Genomic DNA, 24,672 nt, shown 5'->3' on the forward strand with positions numbered 1-24,672 from the left:
TTCGAAGTTCCAGCCTCGCAGCGGTCTCGTGTCGTCTTGCTTCGCCGACGCGCCCCGCCACTAGACAATTCGGATGTGGCAAGTATCGTGTCGAGGAAATCTGGCGTCGATGTGCGATTTCTGAAAACACTGTTGCAGGCAGATTGGCAAAACTTTCGCGCCTCTTGTGACAACTCCAATCTCAAACCGCCACAAAAGGCCGTTTCCGCGTTGCGTGCGGGGACCCGCTTTAAACATTCGCTTTCGTTTCGACTTTCTGCGCCCTATAACGTATTTGCAGGTGCGACTCTTACGTGTCGATGGGTCCATGAGATCCATCGACATTACCTGTTCGCACGCCGTCTTGCGCCCACAGACCTTCGCTCGGCGCACTGCGCTTCGTATCTTTTCCCAATTGCCTGAAACTTTGGCCTAGGGCGATTGGCCCGCGGATTCGAAGACGGTTTTGTATCCGCACATCCTGATGGATTTCAACCGCAGGACACGCGAATAACGAATCGCATGGATGGAAAACTTAAACTAGTTTAAGGAGCCAACATGAAATTACGATTGATGGTTGCTTCTGCTTTCGGGTTGCTTGTCATGGCCGGTTTTGCGGATGCGCAAAACACGCCCGAGGCTGCACAACCCGCCCCACAGCAGAACGTCGCGACTCAGACTGATTCTTCACCCAGTGCGGGGATGGAGGCCTATGGCGGCACGCCTGATACCAGAGTCCAAAGCGGTGCGAAACATGCCAGGCCGTGCAGGGTGGACCCGCAATGCAACGTCTTTTTTGGAGGCAGCTAAAAAATCAACTGACGGCGCGCGAGTCAACCACTGACGGTACTGTTTGCTCGCGTCGGGAAAGGGACCGGCGCCCTTGGTCGGGATGGCCGGGTTCCCTTTCATCCTTTAAGGTCCGGGCGCGTCCTGATATGGGAGATCTCTGGACATGCGAAGCGTCGGCCGGCTTCAGGAGCGAGCCGACCGGACTTTGCAACCCGAGTGTCAGTGCTCGGGAATCTTGACGTGGAGGTATAGGCCACGAACAGGACGCGTCACGACGTCGGCCTTGGTTCGGGCCAAGGCCAGCCTCTCTTCTCGTTGGGCACTGCCGCTTCCGCGGCCGGCACGGCCATAACGGCAGCCTCGACCGAACCCGCCTCAGTGCGGGCACCGTGCGACGGTTCAGCCGGAGCGTCCTTTTTATTATTCGAAAGTCCGGTGCCGAACCACTTCACTTTCTTCTGGACGTAGCCGATATACACGTTCCAGCCGTCGGGGTTGCCGTCAAAAAGGTTGTGCTGAACGGTTGACGCCAACGCGTCCTGGTTGAGCTCTGCCTCAAGCAACTCCGTTGGCCACAGGAAAAATGAGCGGGCGGCGCGCGCGCTGAATTCGGCCGCCGTCATTTTTGGCGCCAAGGCTTTAAGGAACGCGATGTCCTGCAATGAAGCGTGTTTCTGCACAAGATGCGCCACCGACGCGTTCGGTTCGTTCGTGCCGGCTAAACAGTTCAAAGCGGCAAGAATGTCGCCCAGGTGAAGCAGCAATTCTCGTCGATCAAATCGGTCGTCCATTGCGGTGTGTCCGTTCATTTCGTCCTTGCGGTTTAAGCAGCGCCAGCGCCTCAACTTGTCGAGTCACAGTCAGTACGTCGTCATGGAGCGCGCTCCTGCTCTGACGCAACCATATACAGCATTCGTTGCTTCTCAATACATCCGGTTCCGGAAGAAGAAATGCGAACCGAAGTTCGCATTTGTAGACGCAAAAAGTCTAAGAGAGACGACGAGTCTTACTGAACGGCGGACACTGTCGACACGAACTGCTTTGCAGCTTTGTTGGCCGATTCATAGGTCGCATTCGCTGCCGAGAGAACCGAGTTCCACGCGGCAACAGCGGATTCGCTTCCTGCCGGCGCGTTCTTCTGGAGGTTCTCGACGAACCCTTGTGCTTCTCGTTGGAACTGTTGGCCATGTGCTGTCGCAGCGGCGGAGATTTCGCTCTGAACGCCGGACACGATTTCGTGAACCTGGCGGCCGTATGCGACTACCTTTTCCGCCACAGGCTGCGAGAGGCTTGCTTGCAGTGCGAACAGCGCACCCGGGTTGCCGGCTGAGAGGGCTTTGGCGACGATTTCCTGGTTTTCGGCGAGAGTCGCTTTGCCAACTTGCAAATTCAACGCGACCAGCTTTTCGAAGCCTTCAAATGCCTTGTTCGTCAGGCCGAAAAGTGTTTCGAGGCTGGACTGCTGGGCGGCAACCAATTGTTGGGGAATAAGAGTGCTCATCACTGCTCCGTAAGGGTAAGGCGGCAAGAGTGCGAGGGGCTCTGATTGAAAACAAAACCGCGCGCCAAAAAGGGCAGGGCAAATTGCTGCGCTGCAACAAAACCCATTGTACGGGGGAATACCGGGAAGTCAATCAGTTTCGTCGCGTGGTTCTGGGCGTGACTCTCTTGCATGTCCACTTCGCCGCACGCGGCACGGCAATCCTGTCGAGATTTCCAGGTGCGGCAGGAGTGAGCCTGGGCGTGGTGGCTAGAGAATGCGAATCGGGAACCGCAAGCAACATGGGGGCGCTCGGAAGTTGCGCGCCGTCGAGGTCCAGGTCGTCCTCGAGCGGCGGTTCACCGACCAGCGCGACATCGAGACGGCGTTGGCGCAGCTCTGCGGAAGCACGATCGTGACGACTACGTGCTGAGCACAAAAGTTGGCCGGCTTGTTCTCGACAATATCGAAGAGCCCGCCGCGCGCGACCTCGGCGAGAAAGGAGGGTTTTTCGAGTTTTGCCATCCTAACAAACTCGTCAACGTCAATGACTATACGGCGGACGCTGCGCTATCGCTCGATAGACTGAAGTCCACGAACAACTCCACCAGACCTACCGAAACGCAAGCATCGCAACCAGCTATAAGTCAAAAGGCTGACCCACGGAAGAGATTTCCCGGTATCGCAAAGGGTCGCGGTCTATGTCACTTCGCTTACCCACGCTGCCGACTGTCCCCGAAATTTTGAGCGCAAGGCGCGGCGCGACTGGTTCGATTCACTCCGATCTTTCTTACGCGTGGACAGGAATCCAAAGATGGAATTCTTTGTTCACTCAAATACCGCGTGGGGATAACGTATTTCACTTTCCCATTGCAGCCCAGCATAAACATGCCGGCGATTCTTTGTGCAAGGTATTAAGGAGATCGGTCGTGAGCAGCACAGGCTACAGCTACCGGAGTGATGTATGGCAACAGAGCTGATTTCCGGATCGGCGCCGTCGAGTGCACGTCCACGCCACTATGGGCGTCGTCAGCAGAATCCGGTTCGCCGTTACGCCGGCATCACCGTGGTCCTGCTGCTGCATATCTTCTTCATCTGGGCGCTGACGAATGGCCTTGCGAACAAGGTCGTGCAGATCGTGCAGAAGCCGATCGAGACCAGGATCATCGAACCGGTGAAACCGCCACCGCCGCCGCCGATCCCGACGGTGAAGTTGCCGCCGCCGAAGTTCACGCCACCGCCGCCACCGCGACCATTCGTGCCGCCGCCCGAAGTGGCGGTCACGCCGCCGCCCGCGCCGACGATCACGCATCAGGCCACACCGGAGCCGACTCCGGTCGCACCGCCGCCCGCGCCTGTGGCGCCGCCTGCGCCGGCGCCCGCGAAGCCCGTTAGTCACGTGATCGGCGTCGTATGCCCGAACTCCGACGAGATTCGCCGCTCGATGGGCTACCCGCAGGAAGCACAGGACAACAACATCACGGGCGACGTGACGATCTCCTTCGTGGTCGACCCGCAGGGGCACGTGACCGACGAGAAGGTCGAGCAGTCCGCCGATCCGATCCTCGATCGAGCGGCCTTCGTCGCGGTGAAGAAGTTCAACTGCATTTCGCAAGGACAGCCGGTTCGCGTACAGGTGCCGTTCTCGTTCAACCTGAACTGAGCGTCGCGTGCGCGGTCCTCGCCTGCCTTGATGCAAACCCACTCAATATCAATGACTGCACCATCTGGAGCATGTATGAAGAAGCGTTCCTTTGCCGCCGTGGCGGCCAGCCTGCTGATCACGGCTACGTCCGTCAGCTTCCTCGCCGCGCCGCGGGCGGCTTGGGCCCAGGCAAGCGCGCCGACCGCCACTGTAGCGCCCACGCCCGTTGCATCGGGTGTAGAACACGGCCCGGCGACGTCGCAGGCGAGCGCGGCCGCCGACCAGTCGGTGCCGCCGCCACTCGCGGCGACGAGCGCCGAAGTGACCAACCCGTATGGTCTCAGCGCGCTATGGGCGAACGGCGACTTCGTCGCGCGTTTCGTGCTGATTCTGCTCGTGCTGATGTCGATGGGAAGCTGGTACATCATGATCACCAAGTTCTTCGAGCAACTGCGCGCGAACCACCGCGCGAAATCGGCCGACGAGCAACTGTGGAGCGCGCCGTCGCTCGCACAAGGCGCGGAGCAACTCGACGAGAATTCGCCGTTCCGTTTTGTCGCGCAAGTGGGGATCGAGGCCGGCAAGCACCATGACGAAGCCTTGCTCGAAGCGGTGGATCGCAACACCTGGATCGACGTGTCGATCGAGCGTGCCATTACCAATGTGTCGAACCGCTTGCAGGACGGCCTGGCATTCCTCGGCACGGTGGGCTCGACGGCGCCGTTCGTCGGCCTGTTCGGCACGGTATGGGGGATTTATCACGCGCTGACCGCGATCGGCATCGCCGGGCAGGCGTCGATCGACAAGGTGGCAGGCCCGGTCGGCGAAGCGCTGATCATGACCGCGATCGGACTCGCGGTCGCGGTGCCGGCCGTGCTGGGCTACAACTTCCTCGTGCGTCGCAACAGTCGGTGATGGAACGCGTGCGTGCGTTTGGCGCGCAGTTGCACACCGTCCTGCTGCCGGGCACGAAGCGCCAGGTACGCGCGGTTGCGAACGCGCATTGAGCCACCCAACAGGCGGAGCTAGAAGTCATGGCCATGAACGTTGGACAGGACGGTCAGGAAGACGAGGTCATTGCCGCCATCAACACGACGCCGCTCGTCGACGTGATGCTGGTGCTGCTGATCATTTTCCTGATCACGATTCCGGTCGTCACGCACACGGTGCCGGTGCAGTTGCCGCAGCAGACGGTGAACCCGTTGCAGAGCAAACCGGACAGCATCGAGATCGCGGTCAACAAGGACGGCGACCTGTTCTGGAACGAGAAGCTTGTCGATACGCCGACGCTGCTCGCGCGGCTGAAGGTAGCGTCGGTGAAGCTGCCGCAGCCTGAGGTGCACGTCCGCGGCGATCAGACTACGCGCTATGAATTCATCGGGCGTGTGGTCACCGCCTGCGAGCGCGCGGGGATCTCGAAGGTATCATTTATCACGCAGCCGCCAGCGCGCGGCGGCTAGCTTTGGATGGGATCGGACTAAGCGCTAAAGCGCCAAGTCCGATCGACAGGAGTCGACAATGGGAATGAACATAGCTTCGAGCGGCAACAGCGAACCGGAAGTGATGGTCGACATCAACACCACGCCATTGATCGACGTGATGCTGGTGTTGCTGATCATGCTGATCATCACGATTCCGATCCAGATGCACTCGGTGAAGATGAATCTGCCGGTCGGCAACCCGCCGCCGCAAGCCGTGCCGCCGCCGGTCGTGCAGGTCGACATCGATTTCGACGGCACGATCACGTGGAACGGTGCGCCGGTTGCGGCCGGCGCCGATCTGGAGAAGCATATGGCCGAAGTCGCGGCGCAGCCGGACCAGCCGGAGATTCACCTGTTGCCGAACAAGCTTGCGCCATATAAGGACGTTGCCGCGGTGCTGGCCGCTGCGCAGCGCGAAGGGGCGACGAAGATCGGGCTCATCGGCAATGAACAATATATGCAGTGAGCGCGTCTGACCGGCTGTCCCGCGTCACGAAGGAGAACCCATGAGTACCCTGCACAATGAAATCGACCTGGATGCCGACGGACGTCACGTGGGCTATCTGCGTCTGCCTCACTCCGTTCATCGTTCCGCGTACGGCTGGATTCCGATTCCGATCGCATCGGTGCGCAATGGCGACGGTCCCGTCGTGCTGCTCATGGGCGGCAATCACGGTGACGAATACGAAGGGCAGGTGCTGGTCTCCAGTCTGATTCGCGAGATCGAGCCGCAGTGGGTGCGCGGGCAACTGATTTTTTTGCCGATGGCGAATTTTCCAGCTGCGGCCGCGGGTCTGAGGACTTCGCCGCTCGACGGCGGCAACCTGAACCGCAGTTTTCCGGGCGATCCGCAAGGCGCGCCGACCGCCGCGATCGCCGACTATATCGAGCACACGCTGCTCGCACGCGCGCAATATCTGATCGACCTGCATTCGGGCGGAAGTTCGCTTCTTTACCACGGCGCCAATATGCTGGCCATCGAGCCGCGCGACCCCGGGGAAGACGAGCGGCTCAAAGCATTGCTTGCCGCGTTCGGCTTGCCGCGTGCATTTCTGCATCGGCCGAATCCGGTCCATGCGGCGAGCGCCGCGCGGCGGCAGGGCGCGATTTCCATCCTCACGGAGCTCGGTGGGGGCGGCACCGTGCAGGCGAGCCTGCTGCGCGATGCGCGACGAGGACTGCTGAATCTGCTTGCTTACATCGGCGTGTTGAGCGGACCACTCGTTCCGGACGGGCCGCCCGCGCAGACGCGCTTCTTCACGGTGTCCGGCTCGCGCCACTATGTGTATGCCTATGATCGCGGCGTGTACGAGCCACTCGTCGAGTTGGGCGATCAAGTCGTGGCGGGCCAGCCTGCAGCGCGAATCCATTTCCCAGACACGCCGCTACGGGAACCGGTCACCGCTTTTTTCGCGAGCGCGGGCGAGGTCGTTTGCAAACGTGTACCGGCTGCCGTGGAGCGTGGTGACTGTCTGTTCCATCTTGCCGAGCCGGTTTGAAGGTGCGGCGGATAATTCCAGCGCCGTTATCCTGGACGACTGCACGTTTTATCGGCGACGTCAGTAAGATGATTCAATTTAGCGGCGAATAACCAAGCGTCGCTATTCTGGAGATTTACACGCTTTACTAGAATTAAAATAGCGCGACCGTCGTCTGCCAGATGACGTGGGATTAGATAATTGAAAGCAATTAGAAATAAATCTGCAGTCAGTAAGCATCTGAGTTCGAGCCCCGAGCCGCTGCATAATATTTGTGAGCCGGGATGTACTGCTAGAGTGCCCGCACGTATGAAAGCAATATGAAAAAAATATGCAACTAATCTCGTGTAAGCCGGTGCTATTTATTGGCAGTAGAGCCCCTGCTGCTATAGCGCAAATAGTGACGTGAATTAAATATACGAATTGCACGGAATAACGATTCGTTAAATGTTTGGTTCATTCAGAATGGCTGGCCTGTTATCTTCTTTATAGTTCGACGGCAATCAAAGTCGGACGGGAAAACAATCCAACGACAGGAACGCCAGGGATAAGAGCTATCCCCCTATTCAGCATGACCTACGAAATCATTGACACCACGCCACTGGATCCGATTGCGCGGCCTCTACTGGACGCGCTGAATGTCGAATACACGACGCGCTATCGCGAGTTCCGGCCGGCAAGCGCGGCATCGGTGAGTGAAGAGATGATGCGTTATCCGGCCGAGTTGTTCGCGCCACCCGAAGGCGCGTTTATCGTCGTGGTGCGCAATGGGGAAACGGTCGGCGGCGGCGCGTTCAAGCGCTATGACGCGACGACCGCGGAACTCAAGCGTATCTGGACACACGCCGGCCTGCGGCGTCAGGGGTTGGCTCGCCGCGTCGTGCAGGAACTCGAGGCGCGAGCATTGCGCCAGGGATATCGCCGCGTCTATCTGACCACCGGCTTCAAACAGCCGGAAGCAGCAGGCCTCTATTTCAATGCGGGCTACGAGCCTCTGTTCGATCGTTCGATCGCACCGGAGATCCATTTTCGTCTTCCGTTCGGCAAGGATTTGCTGGAGCCGGGTCGCGTCGATTCGCTACACGATCTGGTTGCGCCCGAGCCGCTCGGCCAACGCTAGTCGTGCGCGCAGCGTAGCGCATCGATCAATTCGTTCATCTCATGGGGTACATCAAATCATGAAGCAAAGTAGGGGAATTCGGGCAGCGGTGGCCGGAACGTTCGTCGCATTGGCGATGGGCGTGGCAGGCATCGCGCTGGCGGCAAGCAGCACATTCAATCTGAGTCCGGATCAGCACGGCCAGGTCCGGACCACACCTGACGCCGCTGCCATCAAGGCCGTACCGAACACGTTTCCATTCGCCGCGAAGGATGAACTGGTCGTCGGCATGACCGTGGCGTGGCCGCCGCTCGGCACATATGCAACCGACAACAAAACGATCGTCGGTTTCGACCCGGATCTCGCGCAACTGGTCGCTGACGGTCTGGGCCGCAAGCTGAAAATCGTCGTGCTCGCGTGGGAAGACTGGCCGCTCGCCGTGCAATCGGGCAAGGTCGACGCGGTTCTGTCGAATGTGACGGTCACCGAGCAGCGCAAGGAGAAGTTCGATTTCTCGACCTATCGGCGCGACGTGCTCGGTTTCTACGTAGCCAGTTCGAGTCCGATCAAGACGATCCGCGAGCCGAAGGACGTTGCCGGCCTACGCGTCATTACCGATTCGGGAACGAATCAGGAAAAGATCCTGCTCGCATGGGACAAGGAGAACATCGCGCACGGACTCAAGCCCGTGCAGATTCAGTACTACGACGATATCGCCGTCAGGGATGTGGCGCTGCGCTCGGGGCGCGCCGACGCGATCCTGAGCGTCAACTCGGCGCTCGCCTACGAGGCGGCGCAAAGAGGAGGAATACGCGCGGTCGGTACCATCAGTGGCGGCTGGCCGATCATGGCCGATGTCGCGATCACGACGAAGAAGGGTAGCGGACTCGCCGCGCCGCTCACGGTGCTGCTGAACGACCTCATTCGCAGCGGCAAATATACCCAGGTACTCGACCGCTGGAATCTCGGTTCAGAAGCGATCGATCAGGCCAAAACGAATCCTCCGGGGCTCCCCAAGAGTTGATGCATCGAGGCAGTTGAGACTGCCTCGATAAGGTCAGTTGTCAATCGTCAGTATTGCTACAGGACGGCTTTGCGCGTGGCTGCTATCGGCCACGTGCCGGAGAAGTGTGTCCGCAAATAACCAACGGAATAGTCGATGCGCGGGAAAGACAGGAAGAATAGGGCCGACAGGCCCATGATCGGGGTTCGTAGAAAAGTGCTTTCGGTTGCGGTGCTGGCAGCCGCCTGCAATGGCACGGCATGGGCGCAGAGTGCGGCTGCGCCGACGGAAGCGAGCGACACCGCGGCCGTGCCGGCCGCCGCTCAGCCCCAGGCCGGACCGTCCGCCGCGAATCAGTCCGGCGCAGTCAATACCGTGCAGCAGGATACGGTGGTCGTCACGGGTACGCGCACTGACACGAAGGCAAGCCAAAGCCTGACGCCGGTGGATGTGATCAGCGGCGCCCAGTTGCGCGCCACCGGGCAAAGCAACCTGCGTGACGCACTCGTTCAGCTATCGCCGTCGATCTCGCGCGAGAACTACGCCGGCGATGCCGCGGTGCTGACCGACGCGCTGACATTGCACGGCCTGAGTCCGGACCACGTACTCGTGCTGGTGAACGGCAAGCGCCGCCATACCACGGCGAACATCGCGCTCGACGGCGGCTTGAATCAGGGCTCGACCGGTGTCGATATCGACATGATTCCGATCGGCCTGATCGATCACATCGAGGTGCTGCGCGATGGCGCGGCGGCGCAATACGGCTCGGACGCCATCGCGGGCGTCATCAACATCATTCTGAAGCGCAGTTCGCACGGCGGAGAGTTGCAGACGACGAACGGCCAGACCTATGCGGGCGACGGCTTCAAGAACGGCGAGTCGGCCAATATCGGACTGGATCTGGGCGGCAAGGGATTTCTGGACCTGAGCGCGGAATACAACCGCCAGAACCATACGATCCGCACCGGGCCCGATGACTACTTCGGATCGTTCCAGCCGGGGCATGGCTACTACAACCCGATCGAGGGCGACCCGGCGAGCACGCGCGAGTCGGTGGGTTACAACGCCGGCTACTACCTCGGCGACGATGTCGAACTGTATGGCTTCGGCACGTATGCGCATCGCGACGCGGAGGCCTACCAGAACTATCGTCCGCCTTCAGTGCTGCCGCAAATCTATCCGAATGGCTTCGTGCCGGTGGAGACGATCAACGAGAACGACTTCTCGGTGACAACGGGCATCAAAGGCCAGAATCTGTTCGGCTGGTCATGGGATCTGAGTTCGACCTACGGCGGCGATCATGACGTCGTGGGTTTGCGCAACTCGGCCAACACGGGGCTGTATGCGACGCAGGGCTATACGCCGACCAGCTTCCACCTGTCCACCGTCAGCAACACGCAGTTGACGAACAACCTCGATTTCTCGCGGGCGTTCCAGCTTCCGCTGCTGCCCGCGCCGGTGAATGTCTCGTGGGGGGTGGAGCAGCGCCGCGAGACCTATTCGGTGGGAGCGGGCGATTACGCATCGTATATCGACGGCGGCTCCCAGGCGCTGCCGGGCCTCGCCCCAGTCAGTGCGAGCGATAACTCGCGCAACGTGGTCGGCACGTATCTCGACCTGTCGACTCATCTGACGCCGCAATGGACGGTCGATCTGGCGGGACGTTTCGAGCACTACAGCGACGTGGGCAACACGACGAACGGAAAGCTATCGACGCGCTACGACTTCACGCCGGCATTCGCGATCCGGGGCAGCGTGAGTACCGGCTTCCGCGCGCCGTCGCTCGCCGAGGAGTACTACAGCAATATCAACGAATCGCCTGCATCCGTGTTTGGCCTGCTCGCCGCTAATTCGTCAGCGGCAAAGCTGATCGGTGCCCAGTCGCTGCAGTCGGAGAAATCGACCAACTACAACATCGGTTTCGTGCTGACACCGGTCAAGAGCCTGCACCTGACGCTCGACGCGTATCAGATCGACATCCGGAATCGCATCGTGGAAGGCGGCACGGCGTCGGGCGCGGACGCGATCGCCGCGATGCAGGCGGCGGGGTTGTCGGTGCCCACTTCAGTGCCCGCGTCGGCGGTCTCCGCGAGCTACTTCACGAACGGTGCAAGCACGCGTACCCGCGGGATCGATCTGACCGGCACCTATCACACGGGCTTTGGCCGCTTCGGACAGGTGGACTGGGATCTGGGCGTGAACATCAATACGACCTCGGTCACGCATGTCGCGACCGGTGCGAACGGCAAGCCGGAACTCAACGCGCAACAGGTCGCCTGGCTGAGTACGTCCACGCCGAAGAACAAGATCATCATCGGCGGCACGTGGCATCTCGACAAGTGGGGCGTGAGTCTGCACGAGACACGCTATGGCGCCACGTCGAGTGAGGAAACCTACATCGTCGGGCCGAACGCGTTCTCGACCACGCAGTTTCTTCATTTCGAGAACGCAGCCCGGTATATCACCGACATCGAAGTCCGCTACGACGTGACGAAGAAATTCCAGATCGCAGTGGGAGCCAACAATCTCTTCGACGTGTATCCAAGCAAGCTGCCTTACGACGCGCAACTCGAAGGCGTCCAGTACGACGCCTTCGCTTCGACGACCGGCGTGAATGGCGGTTTCTACTACGCGCGGGCCCGCTACGTGTTTTGACGTTTTCTTGATATGCATAGAAAAATTTGCTCGAACGGTTTCGCACCCCGATAGCCATAATGGGATCAGCGGAGTCGTTCAGCGAATTCCTTCAATCTCTTTTCCCGTGTACCGCAGGGTGCATTGGGAGGGTTCGATATGTCCTACTCACTTTCGATTCTCGACAAGAGTCCGATCGCCGACGGAAAGAGTGCTCATGACGCGTTGCGCTTTACCGTGCGGCTCGCGCAGCGCGCGGAGGCGCTGGGTTACAAGCGTTACTGGATCGCCGAGCATCATGGCGCGCCGGGACTCGCGAGTTCCGCGCCGGAAATCGTCGTGTCGCATCTGCTCGCGCACACCTCGCGCATTCGTGTCGGTTCGGGTGGTGTGATGCTGCAGCACTACAGTCCCTTCAAGGTGGCGGAAACGTTCCGGGTGCTCGCATCACTTGCGCCGGGGCGCGTCGATCTCGGCATCGGCAAGGCGCCGGGCGGACTCCCGTTGGCGACGCGCGCGCTGCAGTGGTTTCACGACAAGGCGAAGAAGCAGGACTTCGCGCATCAGTTCGCGGAACTCGACGCGTTCCTGAAGTGGGGCGTCGCGGAAGATCACCCGCTGGCAGGCGCGATTGCGCTGCCGACGCCGCCCGAAGCGCCCGAGCGCATTCTGCTGGGCGCGAGCGCCGAGAGCGCGGCGCTTGCCGCGCAGCATGGCTGGCAGTTCTGCTACGCCGGCCACTTCAATGGCGACGAAGCCAACATCGAGCGTTCGCTCGAGGCCTATCGCAACGTGACCGGACGCACGCCGCTGCTCGCGCTCTACGCGTTCGCGGCGCAGTCGCGCGACGAGGCTCAGCGTCAGGTCGGCGCACTGCGTATTTTCAAGCTGCAGCTTGCAACGGGGCAGAGCGTCAATCTCCCGAGTCCGGAGGCGGCCGCGGAATTCGCGCGACAAACCGGCGTGACCGACTATCGCGTCGACGAACTGCATCCGCACGTCATCGCCGGCACTGCGGACGATGTCCGCCAGCAACTCGACGCCTTGCACGAACGCTTCGGCATCGAGGAATTCGTGCTCGACATTCCGATAACCGACTACGCGAAGCGACTCGCTTCGGTCGAGGCGTTGGCCAGCGCGGAACAGACCGCGGGCGTCTGACCTCAGCTCATCTCACTTACGGACCAGACTATGACTCAGCGAAATCTCACATTCGGCATCATGCTGCATGGCGCGGGCGGCCACATGAACGCGTGGAAGCATCCGGCCGGTCCCGCGGATGCCAGCGTCAACCTGGATTTCATCACCGGCGTCGCACAGAAGGCCGAGGCCAATGGCGTCGCGTTCGCGTTCGTGGCCGACGGACTCTACATCAACGAGAAGTCGATTCCTCACTTTCTGAATCGCTTCGAACCCATCTCGATTCTTTCGGCGCTCGCGACATCGACCTCGAAGATCGGTCTTGCCGGTACGTTGTCTACCTCGTACAGCCATCCGTTTACGGTCGCGCGGCAGTTCGCGTCGCTCGACCTCATCAGCGGCGGGCGAGCGGGATGGAATGTCGTGACGTCGCCGCTCGAAGGGTCCGCGAAGAATTACGGCGGCCAGCATCCGGACCACGAACTGCGCTATGAGATCGCCGACGAGTATCTGGAAGTGGTACAGGGACTGTGGGATAGCTGGGACGACGACGCATTCGTGCGCGAGCGCGAGAGCGGGCGTTTCTTCGACCGCGACAAGCTGCATACGCTCGATCACAAGGGACGGTTCTTCGAAGTCGCAGGACCGTTGAATATTCAGCGCTCGCCGCAGGGACAGCCGGTGATCTTCCAGGCCGGGTCGTCGGATTCGGGGATCGCGCTCGCCGGCAAATACGCGGACGCGGTGTTCACGCATTCGCCGTCGCTCGAGGAAACGAAGGCGTTCGCCGACCAGGTGCGCCAAAGCGCGATCGAGCACGGGCGCGCGGCGACCGACGTGAAGATTTTCCCGGGCATCGGGCCCATCGTCGGCGCAACGGCGGACGAAGCCGAAGCGAAGTATCGCGCGATCCGCGACCTGCTGACCATCGACGATGCACTCGCGTACCTCGGGCGCTTTTTCGAGCATCACGACTTCACGCAATACCCGCTCGACGAGCCGTTCCCGGAGCTCGGTGATCTTGGATCGAACAGCTTCCGTTCGACGACCGACCGCATCAAGGCCGACGCAAAGCGCACCGGTGCAACGCTGCGCCAGGTCGCGCTGGAAGTGGCCACGCCGAAGACCCAGTTCATCGGTACTGGCGAGCAGATTGCCGATGAACTGATCCGCTGGTTCGACGCCGGCGCGTCCGACGGTTTCATCCTCGGCTTTCCGGTGCAGGCAGAAGGGTTGGACGATTTCGTTCGATACGTGATTCCGGCGCTGGAGGCACGCGGACGTTACAGCCGCACCCTGGTTGGCACGACGCTGCGCGATCATCTCGGCCTGCCGCGCCGGGAAAGCCGCTACGTGACCGCGGAAACGGCCTGATGAACGGCATGCAACGCAGGAGGGCAGCATCATGAGCGACACCACCCAGCTTGCCGGTCCCGCTCACGCGGTTCATGCGGCACATGCGATCGGCGCCGATGAAGGTCACGATTACGCGCACTACCGGATCGTGCCGGCGCGGCATCATGCGCGCACGGCGGCCACCGTGCTGGCCATCGTGCTGATCGGGCTCGTGCTGAACTCGATACTCGGCAATCCGCGCTGGGGCTGGGGCGTTTTCGCGCAGTGGTTTTTTGCCGAACCAGTGCTTTCAGGGCTCGGGCGCACGCTTGTGCTCACGGCGCTCGGCGCGCTTTTCGGCTTCGCGCTCGCAACGCCGCTGGCACTCGCGCGCGTATCGCGTTCACCGCTGCTGGCGGGTTGTGCGTGGGCCTTCATCTGGCTGTTCCGCTCGATCCCGCCGATCGTGCTGCTGCTCCTGCTGAACAACCTCGGCTATCTGTACGAGACGGTCTGGATCGGCGTGCCGTTCACGCACTTCGCGCTGCTGAACGAATCGACCACTGACCTGATCAGTCCGTTTTTCGCGGCAGTGCTCGGGCTCACGCTGAACCACGCTGCGTTCTCTGCCGAGGCGATCCGCGGCGGGATTCTGTCCGTCGACCACGGTCAACGCGAAGCGGCCGCCGCGCTCGGTTTGCCGGGCGCGCGCCAGGTCCGGCGTATCGTCCTGCCGCAGGCCATGCGCTCGATTTTGCCGACCGCCTTCAACGACGTGATCGGTCTCGCGAAAGGCACGTCGGTTGTTTACATCCTCGCGATGCCGGACCTGTTCTACACGGTGCAGATCATCTACCACCGCAATCTGGAGGTGATTCCACTGCTGATGGTTGCGACTGTCTGGTATCTGATCATCCTGACCGGGCTATCGGCGATCCAGGTTCACATCGAACGGTACTACGCACGAGGCGCGACGCGCGAGCAGGTGGCGGTGTCGCCGCTGAGTGCGCTATTCGGGCGGTGGCGTAGCGCGCGTGCTGCTCGCAGCGAAACCTCGGGGCAGTCGGGTCGGCAGCATCACGCACAAACGAACGTGGAGGCGACGGCGGGAGGCTGGGCTCAACGGCGCGTCGGCGGGAGGGTCGGCATCCATAACGTGTCGAAAAGCTTCGGCACGCTGAAGGTGCTCGACAACGTCTCATTGTCATTCCCGTCGGGCAGCGTCACCGTGATTCTCGGCCAGTCGGGCTCGGGCAAGTCGACCTTGCTGCGCTCGATCAATCACCTCGAACGCGTCGACGACGGCTTCATCGACATCGACGGCGAACTCGTCGGATATCGCCGCGAAGGGCGCACGCTTTACGAACTCAAGGAGCGGGACATTCTTCAGCGGCGTCGCGACGATGTCGGCATGGTGTTCCAGAGCTTCAACCTGTTTCCCCATCTGACGGTGCTCGACAACGTCATCGAGGCGCCGCTTGCGGCGGGCGTGCCGCGAGCGCAGGCAGAAGCGGAGGCGCGCGTTCTGCTGGCGCGCGTGGGACTCACCGGCAAGGCCGACGCGTGGCCGCGCCAACTATCCGGCGGCCAGCAGCAGCGCGTGGCGATCGCGCGTGCGCTTGCGCTCAAGCCCAAGGTGCTGCTCTTCGACGAACCGACATCGGCGCTCGATCCGGAACTCGTCAACGAGGTTCTGGATGTGATCCGTCAACTTGCGCGTTCCGGCACGACGCTGATCGTGGTCACGCACGAGATCGGTTTCGCGCGCGAGGTCGCCGACACGATCGTGTTCATGGATGGTGGCCGGATCGTGGAATCCGGTCCACCGTCGCGCGTGCTTGGCGACCCGGCTCATCCACGCACTCGTGAATTCCTCTCGAAGGTGCTCTGAAACGCATGTCGCGCAGAAAACCCCAACACCCAATTCAATCGATGACGAAACGCCGGACGTTCCTGAGCAACATGGCCGCGCTGGCCGCCGCGCCGATCGCGTGGTCTTCCGGGCTCGCGCGAGCAGCCACGCAGTCTTACGATTTCAGCCCGCAGCAGCAAGGTCGCGCGCATACGCAGAAAGATCCAGATGCATTGCGCCTCATCACGAGTTATCGCTTCGTCACGCCCGGCGTGTTCACGGTGGCGGTAGCGCCATTCGCTGCGCCGATCGCCACTTATGCGACGGATGCCCGCAGCATCGTCGGTTCTGATCCCGATTACGCACAACTGGTCGCCGACGCCCTCGGGCTGCGGCTGCAAATCGTGCCCGTTGCGTGGCCGGACTGGCCGCTCGGTCTTGCTTCGGGGCGATACGACGCGGTGATTTCGAACGTCGGCGTGACGGAGAAGCGCAAGCAGAAATTCGACTTTACGACCTACAGGCTGGGTTTGCACGGATTTTATGTGCGGGACGATAGCCCCATCAGGTCGATCAGCGAGCCGAAGGACATTGCGGGGCTGCGCGTCATCACGGGGTCGGGTGCGATCCAGGAGCGCATTCTGCTCGAATGGAACCGGCGCAACACGGCGCTTGGGCTGAAGGAGGCCACGTTGCAGTACTACGACGACGGCGCCTCTGAGCGCCTTGCGCTGCTGTCGGGCCGCGCGGATGCCATCTTCAATCCGCACGCGCCGCTTGCCTACGAGGCCGCGACGCAGGGGCAGATCCGTCAGGTGGGCACGGTCAACGCCGGCTGGCCGTTCAAGGCTGATGTCGCGATCGCGACTCGAAAGGGCAGCGGCCTGGCGCAGGCGTTGACGACCGCGACGAATGGCTTGATCCGTGGCGGGCAATATCGCACGGCACTTGCCCGCTGGGGCCTGCAAACGGAAGCATTGGCTCACTCGGAAACCAACCCGCCCGGTTTTCCGGATGCCTGACCAAAGTGCGGTTCCTGCTGCAAATGCCGACCCCTGCAGGCGGCGCGGTCAGTCGGGTGCCATCGCATCGCGAGAACAACCACCAGGTCCGATATGTGTGCAGTCCACATTGATCATCTTGCTTTTCTGACGCCGGGCAATTACCCGGACGAAGCGCCGCTTGCGGGCTTCGAGCGGACGCTCGAACTCTTTCGCGTCGGCGAGGCGCTCGGCTACGATAGCGCGTGGGTGCGCCAGCGCCACCTGGAGCGGGCGGTGTCGTCCGCCGCGACCTTCCTCGCGGCAGCGAGCCAGCGCACGACGCGCATCGGACTTGGAGCGGCCGTGATCCAGATGGGTTACGAAAACCCGTTTCGTCTTGCCGAAGATCTTGCCACCGTCGACGTGCTATCTCGCGGCCGCCTGAACATCGGCCTGAGCGCGGGCGCGCCCGCGCACGGCATTCTGCTTGGCGAGCGCCTGTTCGATGCCAATCCTGAACTGATCGATTTCTCGCACGCGCGCGTCGAGCGTCTGCGCCGTAATCTCGCCGAAGAGTGGCTGGGCGGCGAGGACACCTTCGTCGAATCGGCAGCGGGGCGCGTGCGGCCTCGTGTGACGCCGTATGCGCCGGGCCTGACCGAGCGGCTCTGGTACGGCGGCGGTTCGCGTCGTTCGATCGAATGGGCCGGCCGCAACGGTTTCAATCTGCTGATCGGCAATATCACGACGGGCGAGGGAACCGACGACTATCGCGACGCGCAGTTACGCCAGCTCGATCTGTTCCGGTCACATTGGAGCGAAGCGCGGGCGCCGCGCATCGCACTGGGTCGCGTGATCGTGCCGATCGACAGCGCCGATGCCCGCACACGACAGCGCTATCGCGAGTTCGCCGAAGGGCGTCATGCGCGCACGCTGACGCCGCATGGCGAGCGGCGCACGCTGTTCGTGCCGGATCTCGTCGGTACGGCTGACGAGATCGTCAGCCGCCTGCTCGAGGATCCCGTCGTCGGTCAGGTCCGCGAACTGCGCCTCGAGCTGCCGTACGACCTGCCGTTCGAAAATTATCAGCAGATTCTCGAAGATGTCGTCACGCGCGTCGCACCCGAACTGGGCTGGCGGCCCGAAGCCGCGCGCGAGCCCGCGGCCGCCTAGCAGCGACGCGTTTGTCGCCAGCGTAGCACCAACGATACCGAATACGTTTTACTCACCCATTACGAGAGGATTGTTCACCATGAGCCGAGATTTGCTGTTGCTGCTGGAACCCGGGTTCACAGATCCCGCTTATCCCGACGAGCGGTTTGTGTGTCCGCACGGCGTGGCGATCGAAGGATTGCTCGCGAGCGACGCCGGGCGCGCGGCGCAACTCGATGTGAAGCGCGTACCGTTCCCGCGGCCAAGACAGGACGTCGTCGCTGCACTCGACGAAGCGCATCAAGGTTTGCCGGTCCTCGTGCTAGGCGATTCGCATCCGATCCCCGACGACGCGCAGACACTCGACGACAAGCGCTTTGTCACCGATACCAGGCGGATTCTTGCGCTGCTGGCCGAGCGCCACGGATTCCCCAAGCTTCATTGAATTCATTCACGCGACGCGCTGGCTTCTGGAGCCCAGCCACATACGCAAGGGGTAAGGCATGGTAGCTGTGTTCTCGTCAGTTGTGCTGGAAGACCGTTTCGCTTACGTCTCGGTTCACGACCCGCTGGCCCGTCCTTTGTTCGATGAATTGGCCTATGAGTACGGCAGCCGATATGCCGGGTTGATCGATGCCGAGGAGATTTCGAACGAATTGCAGCGCTATCCGGACGAGGCGTTCGCTGCGCCGCACGGCGCGTTCGTGCTGCTATTGCGCGACGGGCAGGCGATTGCGGGTGGCGCGTTCATGCGTCACGCCGACTCGGCCACCGCCGAGTTCAAGCGCATTTGGGTCAGTCGCAGCCATCGACGTCAAGGGCTTTCACGTCGCGTGCTGGCTGAGCTCGAGGCGCAGGCTGTTCGTCAAAGCTATACGCGCGTATTTCTGAGCACTGGTCCGCGTCAGCCCGAAGCCATCGCGCTGTACCAGACGAGTGGCTATACGCTGTTATCGGCTCATGATTTCGGTGAGGACGAGCCGCCGGGCTATCTGTTCGAGAAAAATCTGCCGGCGTTGCAGGCTGGCTAGCGCGGATACGCGCTGCCTTCAATCGGTCTATTGGCCGGCGAGCTTCGCGCTTTGTTGTCGCAGGCCCTCAAAAATCCTGTCCGACACATCGTTTGGAAACGCGGCTGGCAACAGCGCCTCGACTTCCGCGACGACATCCTCCGTCATGTCCGTTAGGGTGGTGATCATCTCCTCGACGTCAGGCGGGATTCGGGGGGCGCCCTCTGGCTTGTATTTGCCTGCCGCGAAGGCGTATTCGACAAATACAGGAAATAGCCTGTAAATGGCAAATACAGGAAATAGCCTGTTAGGCCGGTTCATCGGCTGCGCGCTGGTCGAGTCAGGCTCGTTCCTTGAGGATAGGCGGCGCGAGTGTCATTGTTGACGCGCTGATCCGGGCGCCTTAATGCCTTTCTGGCAATTGCATATCGATAGAAATTGGAAGGCGAGGCACACGGATAGCGGTAGCATGGGCCTCCCTTCATCTGCCTCTTCCCGTGTATCGAATCGATGTCAGCCAAATCTCCACGCTTCGGCATTTGGGCGCTCGTGCATGGCAGCCGCGCGGCGCTGCAGGATCCCGCAGAACCGTATAACGCCTCGTGGGAACGCAACAAGGCGCTCGTGCTCGCGGCCGAGCGCCTCGGGTACGACTCGGTGCTCGTCGCCCAGCATACGGTCAATCCGCATGACCCCTCGCTCGACCAGCTCGAGGCATGGACGGCATCGGCTGCCTTGGCGGCGCTCACGTCGCGCATCGAGATCATTACGGCCATCAAGCCCTATCTCTATCACCCGGTCGTGCTCGCCAAGATGGCTCAGCAAATCGAGCACATTAGTGGCGGGCGCTTTGCGATCAATCTGGTGAACGCATGGAATCGGCCGGAGCTCGAACGCGCCGGTATCGGTTTTCCGGAGCACGATGAACGCTACGTGTACGGCCGCGAATGGATCACGGTCGTCGATGCGCTGTTGCGCGGCGAAGTGGTGAATCATCACGGCGACAACTTCCGGATCGACGAATATCAGCTGCGCCCCGCCGATCCGTTTCGCGCGCGTCCGCGGATCTATGTGGGCGGTGAGTCGGAGCCGGCGCGCGCACTGGTGGCGGCGCACGGCGACGTGTGGTTCATCAACGGTCAACCACACGACGACGTTGCGCGTCTGATCGCTGACGTATCCGCGCGCACCCGCCCCGTCGGGCAGGACGCTTTGCGTTTTGGCCTGTCGGCTTTCGTGATCGCACGCGAAACACAGGCGCAGGCAGAGGCTCACCTTGAACATCTCTTCGCGCTGGCCGAATTGGACAAGCCGCTGCGTGAGCGGCAGAAAGCCAATATCGATCCGAACGTGGTGATGATCCAGACATTCGCACAATCGGCCCGTGTCGGTTCGAACGGCGGCACGGCCGCGGGGCTCGTTGGCGATTACGATACGGTCGCGCGCCGTATTGCCGAGTTTCACCGCGCGGGGATCGAACTCTTCATGCTGCAGTTCCAGCCTTTCGAGGCCGACATGCAGAGCTTTGCGGAAGAGGTCGCGCCGCGCGTTCGGCGTCTGCTTTCCGCCTGAGCGCAGCGCATCTCGTTGGCGGCAATCAACGCTCGTCCCTGGAACCAGGGACGACGTGGTTCGTGATCAGAAGAACGCACCCGTGGGCGGAAGGCGTCCAGTGAGCAAGTTCTGCCCGAGCAGGCGCTCCTTGTAAAGTCGCGGATTATGCGAGGCAATGACCTTGATATTGCGCCAGTGCCGGTCCAGAGCGCCCACACGCGAGACGACCGAGCCTGACCCAAGGTCGATCAGCCAGCTGGCGATCTGCGGGGCGAGATCGTCGATCACCACCTTGGCTTCTGCCGCCGAGAGCGTGGCGGCCAGCGTAGTTTCATATTCGTCGCTCGTGCCGTAACTGTCCCAGGCTCGTTGCAGCGCTCCGACAGCGCGGTCTACCGTCGCCTCGGTGCTGGCCGCATACGCGCGGATACGACCGAGCAACGTCTGTAGTGCGGGCTCTTCGGCAGGATGCGCGGCTTCGCCATGATAGAAGTTGCGCCCCCGCGCGCGCAGAACCTCTACAGCGTCCAGTACGATGCGTCGCACGACGCCCGCGATGCAGTTGGTCAGATAGACCTGATGGAAGGTGTATCCCCACGGCGCGGCTTCTTCAGGCTTCGGCGGATCCGGCGGATAAACGTGGGCGGCGGGCACGATCACGGCGCGAAAGGTCGCCGTGCCTGAGCCTGTCAGGCGCTGGCCGAATCCCTGCCAGTCGTCGTGGTCGCTGACTCCTTCGCCTCGGTCGAGCACGTATTGCACAGTCCGGCCCGCACGGCTTTCCACAGCGAGGCCGATGAATGCATCGTTGTAGAGGTTGCCCGTCGCATAGACTTTGTCGCCCGAGCCGATGTAGGCATGCCGCGTCTCGTCCCATTCGAGCCTGCTCAACACGCGGCTCGGACGGGCGCCCGCCGCCACCGCGTCGCTGTCGGTAAAACTGAGCCCGACTGTCTTGTTCTGTCTGGTCAGGTCGAGGACGTGCGCATGGAAGGGATGATCTCGCTGTCTAAGCGAAGCTTCCACTTGCCACAGATGGTTACGAAACGCATGGGCGATATTGGAATCGGCCGCTGCAAGATCGCGAGCTACGATGAAGAGTTCGGTCAGCGACACACCTTGTCCTCCCGCTTCGGTCGGCAGGCGCAGTGCACCGAACCCAAGCGCCTTGAGCCGCGCGATCTCGTCGTACGGCAGACGATGTGTCAGTTCCCGCTCTGCCGCAGTCGACGCGATATCGGCGATGGCCGCCGAGAAGCCGAGAGTTGCGGACAGTGGCGAGACAAGCTGGGGCCGTCCGCTGTCGACGATCGTGGTGTCAGACATGCTCATGGTGCCCCATCAAACCTTGACGCTGTAATCCGCGACCTTGATTCGCGAGTGGATGATCTTGCGTTCCGCGAGCCAGTCGGCTGCTCGTTGAAGCTGCGTGATGAAAGCGGCGTCGTCGGGTTCGTGGAATTGATTCACACGCTTCAGGCTGGCCAGATAGTCGCGCACCTGGTTCGGGTATTTGGCTTCTCCTTGTGCGAGTTGCTCGGCTTCGGTGGAATGCGTCGACTGCCACGCGCCTTCGACGTAGTACGCGTCGATCACTGCGCGAATCAGTTCGGAGTTCTCTTCGGTAAACTTTCGACGCGTCACCAGCGAACTGTAATCAATCAGGAAGTCGAGGTCGCGTCCCTCGTTGAAGATGTCCTTGGCATCGTTCGAATTGCGCGCGATGTCCACCGCCGGCGACCACATCGACCAGGCGTCGACCTTGCCTTGCGCGAACGCCGGTGCGGCATCGGGCGGATTCAGATAAACGAATTCGACCTTGTCGCGGTCAACGTGGTTCTTTTCCAGCGCTGCAATCAGCAGGAATTCACCAAGCCCCGAACGGTTGATGGCGACCTTGCGGCCCGCCAGATCGGCAACCGAATTGATACCGCTCGATTTCTTCACGATGATGGCGGTCGAGCGCGGGGAATAGACGTCGAACGCATTGAAGACGATGGGTGAGCCGGCCAGCATGGCGGCCAATGCAGGCGTGGTCGATCCCCAGAAGCCGAAGTCCGCGCTGCCGCCGACCACTGCCTGAATCGACGGAGCATGGTTCGGGAACGGACCGATCCATTCGACCTTGATGCCTTTTGCGGCGAGCGTCTTTTCGAACACGCCGCGTTGCTTGGCAATGTCCGGCAGGCTGCCGTACCCCCAGCCGATGCGAACCGTATCGGTGTTGCGTGTCAGCTTGCGCGGCTCGGCTGCCCGTGCTGGAAACAGGCTGCCGGCAGCGGCGCCGGCCAGCAGCCCACCCGCCGCGCGCAACAGTTGGCGGCGACTCAGCGAAGAATCATTCATTCTTGTCAGGTCCTTGGAGTGATACAGGAAATCGATCAGTGAGACAGAACGCCCAGTTCTTCGAGCAGCGTGGACCGCAGTTTCTGTGGCGTGTCGTTTTTGGGTCGGAAGGAAGCCGCGATGCGCCCCGCGCGCATGACGAGAATCCTGTCAGCGAGAGTGAGTGCTTCGTCGACGTCATGCGTCACGAGCAGCACGCCCGGGTGATGTCTGGCAACGAGTTCCTTGACGAGTCCGTGCATCTTGATCCGCGTGAGCGCGTCAAGCGCTGCGAACGGTTCGTCCAGCAGCAGAAGGGCGGGATCGCGAACGAGACCCCGCGCCAACGCGACGCGTTGCGCCTGACCGCCTGAAAGATTGCGGGGCCAGTCGTTTTCCCGGCCGGAAAGCCCGACTTCGGCGAGAGCACGAGCCGCGCCGGTCTGACCGACAGTGGTTTCATGACCGAGAGCGACGTTCTCCCACAACGTCGCCCAAGGCAGCAGACGAGGTTCCTGGAACACCACGGAAGGGCGCTCGGGCGCGCGGATCTGCCCAGCGTCAGGCCGATCGAGGCCGGCCAGCGCGCGCAGCAAGGTGGTCTTCCCGCAGCCGCTTTCACCCAGCAGTGCGACGAACTCGCCTTTGTGGATATCAAGATCCAGCGCATCGATGACAACACGCGTGCCATAGCAGCGCCGCAAGCCACGTACCGATACGCCCAGCGCGGACTGACCGACGCGATCGTCGTTGACGAATCCCGAAACTTCGGAACCAAGGGGCAGTGCGATGCTTCGACTCACTTTGGCTCTCCTTTGGCGTAATTCGCGTGCCATGAGAGGAAATGGGTTTCGAGCAAGCGCACCAGCGCGTCCGCCACGACGCCGATGATCGCGTAGATGATCATGGTCAGCAAAATGACATTGGTTTGCAGGAATTCGCGGGCATCCATTGCGAGAAAGCCGATGCCCTTTGTCGTCGCGAGTGTTTCAGCGATGACCAGCGCGAGCCAGGCATGAGCGAGCGCATAACGTACGCCCGTGAGGATCGACGGCATCGCGCCGGGCAGAATGATCCGTCGCACGATCGCGGTCCAGTTCAGCCCGATGACCTTCGCGAGCTCCATCAGCTTCGGATCGATCTGGCGGATGCCGAGCATGGTGTTGATGTAGATGGGGAACAGGACCGCGAGCGCGACCAGAAAAATTTTCGCAACCTCGCCCACGCCGAACCAGACGATGACGAGCGGCAGCATCGCAAGGAAAGGGACCGCGCGCACCATCTGGATCGAACGGTCGAAAAGCGCCTGTGCCAACGGCGAGAAGCCGACCATGATGCCAAGCGTGATGCCGATGACTCCTCCGACTACGAAGCCCGCCATGGCACGCAGAAGCGAGACGCCGAGGTGAACGAAAAGATCCCCGTTTCTGGCCAGATCCAACGCGGTTTCGGCGACGCTGCTCGGTGCTGGGAGCACCTGAGGAGCAATCAGTCCAATCCGTGCCGCAGCCTCCCACAGCACCAGGACCAAAGCTGGGACAATCCAGGAGAGCCAGGTATAGAGCGTGCCTTTCGAAACACCTGGACGCATCCGTTGCGAAGAAACATAGCTGTTGCGAGAAGAAGTTACGTCAGCCATGTCGGTTCCATATCAGCCATGAAAAAAGACTGCTCCGATATGGAGTCAGTACGAGTCAACACACCTTGGGGCAGATGAGTTTCACCGAGTA

24 protein-coding genes and 2 pseudogenes are annotated in these 24,672 nt (G+C 61.6%); 18 read left to right on the top strand and 8 right to left on the bottom strand.

What is annotated here, in order from left to right; all coding sequences use genetic code 11:
- Positions 1–537: 537 nt before the first annotated feature.
- Entirely contained in the window at positions 538–789 is a 252-nt protein-coding gene (locus PQR32_RS02790) for a hypothetical protein (RefSeq protein WP_408222060.1), read from the top strand.
- Between the two features lie 251 nt (positions 790–1,040).
- On the opposite strand, the gene PQR32_RS02795 is transcribed toward PQR32_RS02790, so the two are convergent.
- From PQR32_RS02795 to PQR32_RS02805, 3 genes are all read right to left on the bottom strand, one after another.
- Entirely contained in the window at positions 1,041–1,562 is a 522-nt protein-coding gene (locus tag PQR32_RS02795; protein WP_408222061.1) for a hypothetical protein, read from the bottom strand.
- Positions 1,563–1,777: 215 nt separating this feature from the next.
- Positions 1,778–2,272, bottom strand: a complete 495-nt coding sequence (locus PQR32_RS02800) for a phasin family protein (RefSeq protein WP_408222062.1) — start codon at positions 2,270–2,272, stop codon at positions 1,778–1,780.
- A 133-nt stretch (positions 2,273–2,405) separates the two neighbouring features.
- Positions 2,406–2,690 (bottom strand): LysR substrate-binding domain-containing protein, encoded by a 285-nt coding sequence (locus PQR32_RS02805; protein WP_408222063.1) that lies wholly within the window; start codon positions 2,688–2,690, stop codon positions 2,406–2,408.
- On the opposite strand from PQR32_RS02805, the pseudogene PQR32_RS02810 reads away from it, so the two are divergent.
- From PQR32_RS02810 to PQR32_RS02885, 16 genes and pseudogenes are all read left to right on the top strand, one after another.
- Positions 2,639–2,845, top strand: a pseudogene (locus PQR32_RS02810) (aldo/keto reductase); the annotation flags it as partial. The gene PQR32_RS02805 and the pseudogene PQR32_RS02810 overlap by 52 nt on opposite strands.
- A gap of 370 nt (positions 2,846–3,215) precedes the next feature.
- The gene (locus PQR32_RS02815) at positions 3,216–3,914 is read left to right on the top strand and encodes an energy transducer TonB (protein WP_408222064.1); all 699 of its coding nucleotides are present in this window, start codon (positions 3,216–3,218) and stop codon (positions 3,912–3,914) included.
- A gap of 75 nt (positions 3,915–3,989) precedes the next feature.
- Positions 3,990–4,903, top strand: a pseudogene (locus PQR32_RS02820) (MotA/TolQ/ExbB proton channel family protein).
- 27 nt (positions 4,904–4,930) lie between these two features.
- Positions 4,931–5,356, top strand: coding sequence for an ExbD/TolR family protein (locus PQR32_RS02825; RefSeq protein WP_408204696.1), 426 nt, complete (start codon positions 4,931–4,933; stop codon positions 5,354–5,356).
- A gap of 58 nt (positions 5,357–5,414) precedes the next feature.
- On the top strand, positions 5,415–5,843 hold the full coding sequence (locus PQR32_RS02830) for an ExbD/TolR family protein (RefSeq protein WP_408222065.1): 429 nt from the start codon (positions 5,415–5,417) through the stop codon (positions 5,841–5,843).
- Positions 5,844–5,883: 40 nt separating this feature from the next.
- Positions 5,884–6,876 (top strand): succinylglutamate desuccinylase/aspartoacylase family protein, encoded by a 993-nt coding sequence (locus tag PQR32_RS02835; RefSeq protein ID WP_408222066.1) that lies wholly within the window; start codon positions 5,884–5,886, stop codon positions 6,874–6,876.
- Positions 6,877–7,426: 550 nt separating this feature from the next.
- On the top strand, positions 7,427–7,975 hold the full coding sequence (locus tag PQR32_RS02840) for a GNAT family N-acetyltransferase (protein ID WP_408222067.1): 549 nt from the start codon (positions 7,427–7,429) through the stop codon (positions 7,973–7,975).
- 58 nt (positions 7,976–8,033) lie between these two features.
- Positions 8,034–8,978, top strand: a complete 945-nt coding sequence (locus tag PQR32_RS02845) for an ABC transporter substrate-binding protein (protein WP_408222068.1) — start codon at positions 8,034–8,036, stop codon at positions 8,976–8,978.
- 174 nt (positions 8,979–9,152) lie between these two features.
- Positions 9,153–11,612 (top strand): TonB-dependent receptor plug domain-containing protein, encoded by a 2,460-nt coding sequence (locus PQR32_RS02850; protein WP_408222069.1) that lies wholly within the window; start codon positions 9,153–9,155, stop codon positions 11,610–11,612.
- A 138-nt stretch (positions 11,613–11,750) separates the two neighbouring features.
- Positions 11,751–12,752 (top strand): LLM class flavin-dependent oxidoreductase, encoded by a 1,002-nt coding sequence (locus PQR32_RS02855; protein ID WP_408222070.1) that lies wholly within the window; start codon positions 11,751–11,753, stop codon positions 12,750–12,752.
- Positions 12,753–12,782: 30 nt separating this feature from the next.
- On the top strand, positions 12,783–14,105 hold the full coding sequence (locus tag PQR32_RS02860) for an LLM class flavin-dependent oxidoreductase (RefSeq protein WP_408222071.1): 1,323 nt from the start codon (positions 12,783–12,785) through the stop codon (positions 14,103–14,105).
- Positions 14,106–14,136: 31 nt separating this feature from the next.
- Entirely contained in the window at positions 14,137–15,957 is a 1,821-nt protein-coding gene (locus PQR32_RS02865) for an amino acid ABC transporter permease/ATP-binding protein (RefSeq protein WP_408222072.1), read from the top strand.
- Positions 15,958–15,998: 41 nt separating this feature from the next.
- Positions 15,999–16,940 carry an ABC transporter substrate-binding protein gene (locus PQR32_RS02870; RefSeq protein ID WP_408222073.1) on the top strand — a complete coding sequence of 314 codons (942 nt, stop codon included), beginning with the start codon at positions 15,999–16,001 and terminating at the stop codon, positions 16,938–16,940.
- A gap of 93 nt (positions 16,941–17,033) precedes the next feature.
- Positions 17,034–18,074: an LLM class flavin-dependent oxidoreductase gene (locus PQR32_RS02875; protein ID WP_408222074.1), complete on the top strand. Its 1,041-nt coding sequence runs from the start codon at positions 17,034–17,036 to the stop codon at positions 18,072–18,074.
- 79 nt (positions 18,075–18,153) lie between these two features.
- Positions 18,154–18,498, top strand: coding sequence for a DUF3088 domain-containing protein (locus PQR32_RS02880; RefSeq protein ID WP_408222075.1), 345 nt, complete (start codon positions 18,154–18,156; stop codon positions 18,496–18,498).
- Positions 18,499–18,556: 58 nt separating this feature from the next.
- Positions 18,557–19,084 carry a GNAT family N-acetyltransferase gene (locus PQR32_RS02885; RefSeq protein WP_408222076.1) on the top strand — a complete coding sequence of 176 codons (528 nt, stop codon included), beginning with the start codon at positions 18,557–18,559 and terminating at the stop codon, positions 19,082–19,084.
- Positions 19,085–19,111: 27 nt separating this feature from the next.
- Here PQR32_RS02885 and PQR32_RS02890 read toward each other — a convergent pair whose 3' ends face one another.
- Positions 19,112–19,384, bottom strand: a complete 273-nt coding sequence (locus tag PQR32_RS02890) for a hypothetical protein (RefSeq protein ID WP_408222077.1) — start codon at positions 19,382–19,384, stop codon at positions 19,112–19,114.
- A 189-nt stretch (positions 19,385–19,573) separates the two neighbouring features.
- Here PQR32_RS02890 and PQR32_RS02895 point away from each other — a divergent pair, with 189 nt between their 5' ends.
- Positions 19,574–20,635, top strand: coding sequence for an LLM class flavin-dependent oxidoreductase (locus PQR32_RS02895; protein ID WP_408222078.1), 1,062 nt, complete (start codon positions 19,574–19,576; stop codon positions 20,633–20,635).
- Between the two features lie 66 nt (positions 20,636–20,701).
- Here the strand turns inward: PQR32_RS02895 and PQR32_RS02900 are convergent, their stop codons facing one another.
- From PQR32_RS02900 to PQR32_RS02915, 4 genes are read right to left on the bottom strand one after another with little or no spacing between them, the layout of a single operon-like run.
- Positions 20,702–21,943: an acyl-CoA dehydrogenase family protein gene (locus PQR32_RS02900; RefSeq protein ID WP_408222079.1), complete on the bottom strand. Its 1,242-nt coding sequence runs from the start codon at positions 21,941–21,943 to the stop codon at positions 20,702–20,704.
- 15 nt (positions 21,944–21,958) lie between these two features.
- Positions 21,959–22,963 carry an NrtA/SsuA/CpmA family ABC transporter substrate-binding protein gene (locus PQR32_RS02905; RefSeq protein ID WP_408222080.1) on the bottom strand — a complete coding sequence of 335 codons (1,005 nt, stop codon included), beginning with the start codon at positions 22,961–22,963 and terminating at the stop codon, positions 21,959–21,961.
- Positions 22,964–22,998: 35 nt separating this feature from the next.
- Positions 22,999–23,745 (bottom strand): ABC transporter ATP-binding protein, encoded by a 747-nt coding sequence (locus PQR32_RS02910; protein ID WP_408222081.1) that lies wholly within the window; start codon positions 23,743–23,745, stop codon positions 22,999–23,001.
- Positions 23,742–24,581, bottom strand: a complete 840-nt coding sequence (locus tag PQR32_RS02915; protein WP_408222082.1) for an ABC transporter permease subunit — start codon at positions 24,579–24,581, stop codon at positions 23,742–23,744. The genes PQR32_RS02910 and PQR32_RS02915 overlap by 4 nt, the downstream gene beginning before the upstream one ends.
- Between the last annotated feature and the right edge of the window lie 91 nt (positions 24,582–24,672).

It is taken from the genome of Paraburkholderia dipogonis (assembly GCF_046027395.1).
GTDB classification, from domain to species: Bacteria; Pseudomonadota; Gammaproteobacteria; order Burkholderiales; family Burkholderiaceae; genus Paraburkholderia; species Paraburkholderia dipogonis_A.

Bases quoted from the DNA above. Each gene is read 5' to 3' on its own strand.
- PQR32_RS02845 (WP_408222068.1), top strand. From the start codon at position 8,034: ATGAAGCAAAGTAGGGGAATTCGGGCAGCGGTGGCCGGAACGTTCGTC.
- PQR32_RS02875 (WP_408222074.1), top strand. From the start codon at position 17,034: ATGTGTGCAGTCCACATTGATCATCTTGCTTTTCTGACGCCGGGCAAT.
- PQR32_RS02795 (WP_408222061.1), bottom strand. From the start codon at position 1,562: ATGGACGACCGATTTGATCGACGAGAATTGCTGCTTCACCTGGGCGAC.
- PQR32_RS02895 (WP_408222078.1), top strand. From the start codon at position 19,574: ATGTCAGCCAAATCTCCACGCTTCGGCATTTGGGCGCTCGTGCATGGC.
- PQR32_RS02815 (WP_408222064.1), top strand. From the start codon at position 3,216: ATGGCAACAGAGCTGATTTCCGGATCGGCGCCGTCGAGTGCACGTCCA.
- PQR32_RS02855 (WP_408222070.1), top strand. From the start codon at position 11,751: ATGTCCTACTCACTTTCGATTCTCGACAAGAGTCCGATCGCCGACGGA.
- PQR32_RS02885 (WP_408222076.1), top strand. From the start codon at position 18,557: ATGGTAGCTGTGTTCTCGTCAGTTGTGCTGGAAGACCGTTTCGCTTAC.
- PQR32_RS02860 (WP_408222071.1), top strand. From the start codon at position 12,783: ATGACTCAGCGAAATCTCACATTCGGCATCATGCTGCATGGCGCGGGC.
- PQR32_RS02890 (WP_408222077.1), bottom strand. From the start codon at position 19,384: ATGAACCGGCCTAACAGGCTATTTCCTGTATTTGCCATTTACAGGCTA.
- PQR32_RS02880 (WP_408222075.1), top strand. From the start codon at position 18,154: ATGAGCCGAGATTTGCTGTTGCTGCTGGAACCCGGGTTCACAGATCCC.
- PQR32_RS02790 (WP_408222060.1), top strand. From the start codon at position 538: ATGAAATTACGATTGATGGTTGCTTCTGCTTTCGGGTTGCTTGTCATG.
- PQR32_RS02835 (WP_408222066.1), top strand. From the start codon at position 5,884: ATGAGTACCCTGCACAATGAAATCGACCTGGATGCCGACGGACGTCAC.
- PQR32_RS02825 (WP_408204696.1), top strand. From the start codon at position 4,931: ATGGCCATGAACGTTGGACAGGACGGTCAGGAAGACGAGGTCATTGCC.
- PQR32_RS02865 (WP_408222072.1), top strand. From the start codon at position 14,137: ATGAGCGACACCACCCAGCTTGCCGGTCCCGCTCACGCGGTTCATGCG.
- PQR32_RS02850 (WP_408222069.1), top strand. From the start codon at position 9,153: ATGATCGGGGTTCGTAGAAAAGTGCTTTCGGTTGCGGTGCTGGCAGCC.
- PQR32_RS02800 (WP_408222062.1), bottom strand. From the start codon at position 2,272: ATGAGCACTCTTATTCCCCAACAATTGGTTGCCGCCCAGCAGTCCAGC.
- PQR32_RS02830 (WP_408222065.1), top strand. From the start codon at position 5,415: ATGGGAATGAACATAGCTTCGAGCGGCAACAGCGAACCGGAAGTGATG.
- PQR32_RS02900 (WP_408222079.1), bottom strand. From the start codon at position 21,943: ATGTCTGACACCACGATCGTCGACAGCGGACGGCCCCAGCTTGTCTCG.
- PQR32_RS02915 (WP_408222082.1), bottom strand. From the start codon at position 24,581: ATGGCTGACGTAACTTCTTCTCGCAACAGCTATGTTTCTTCGCAACGG.
- PQR32_RS02840 (WP_408222067.1), top strand. From the start codon at position 7,427: ATGACCTACGAAATCATTGACACCACGCCACTGGATCCGATTGCGCGG.
- PQR32_RS02870 (WP_408222073.1), top strand. From the start codon at position 15,999: ATGACGAAACGCCGGACGTTCCTGAGCAACATGGCCGCGCTGGCCGCC.
- PQR32_RS02905 (WP_408222080.1), bottom strand. From the start codon at position 22,963: ATGAATGATTCTTCGCTGAGTCGCCGCCAACTGTTGCGCGCGGCGGGT.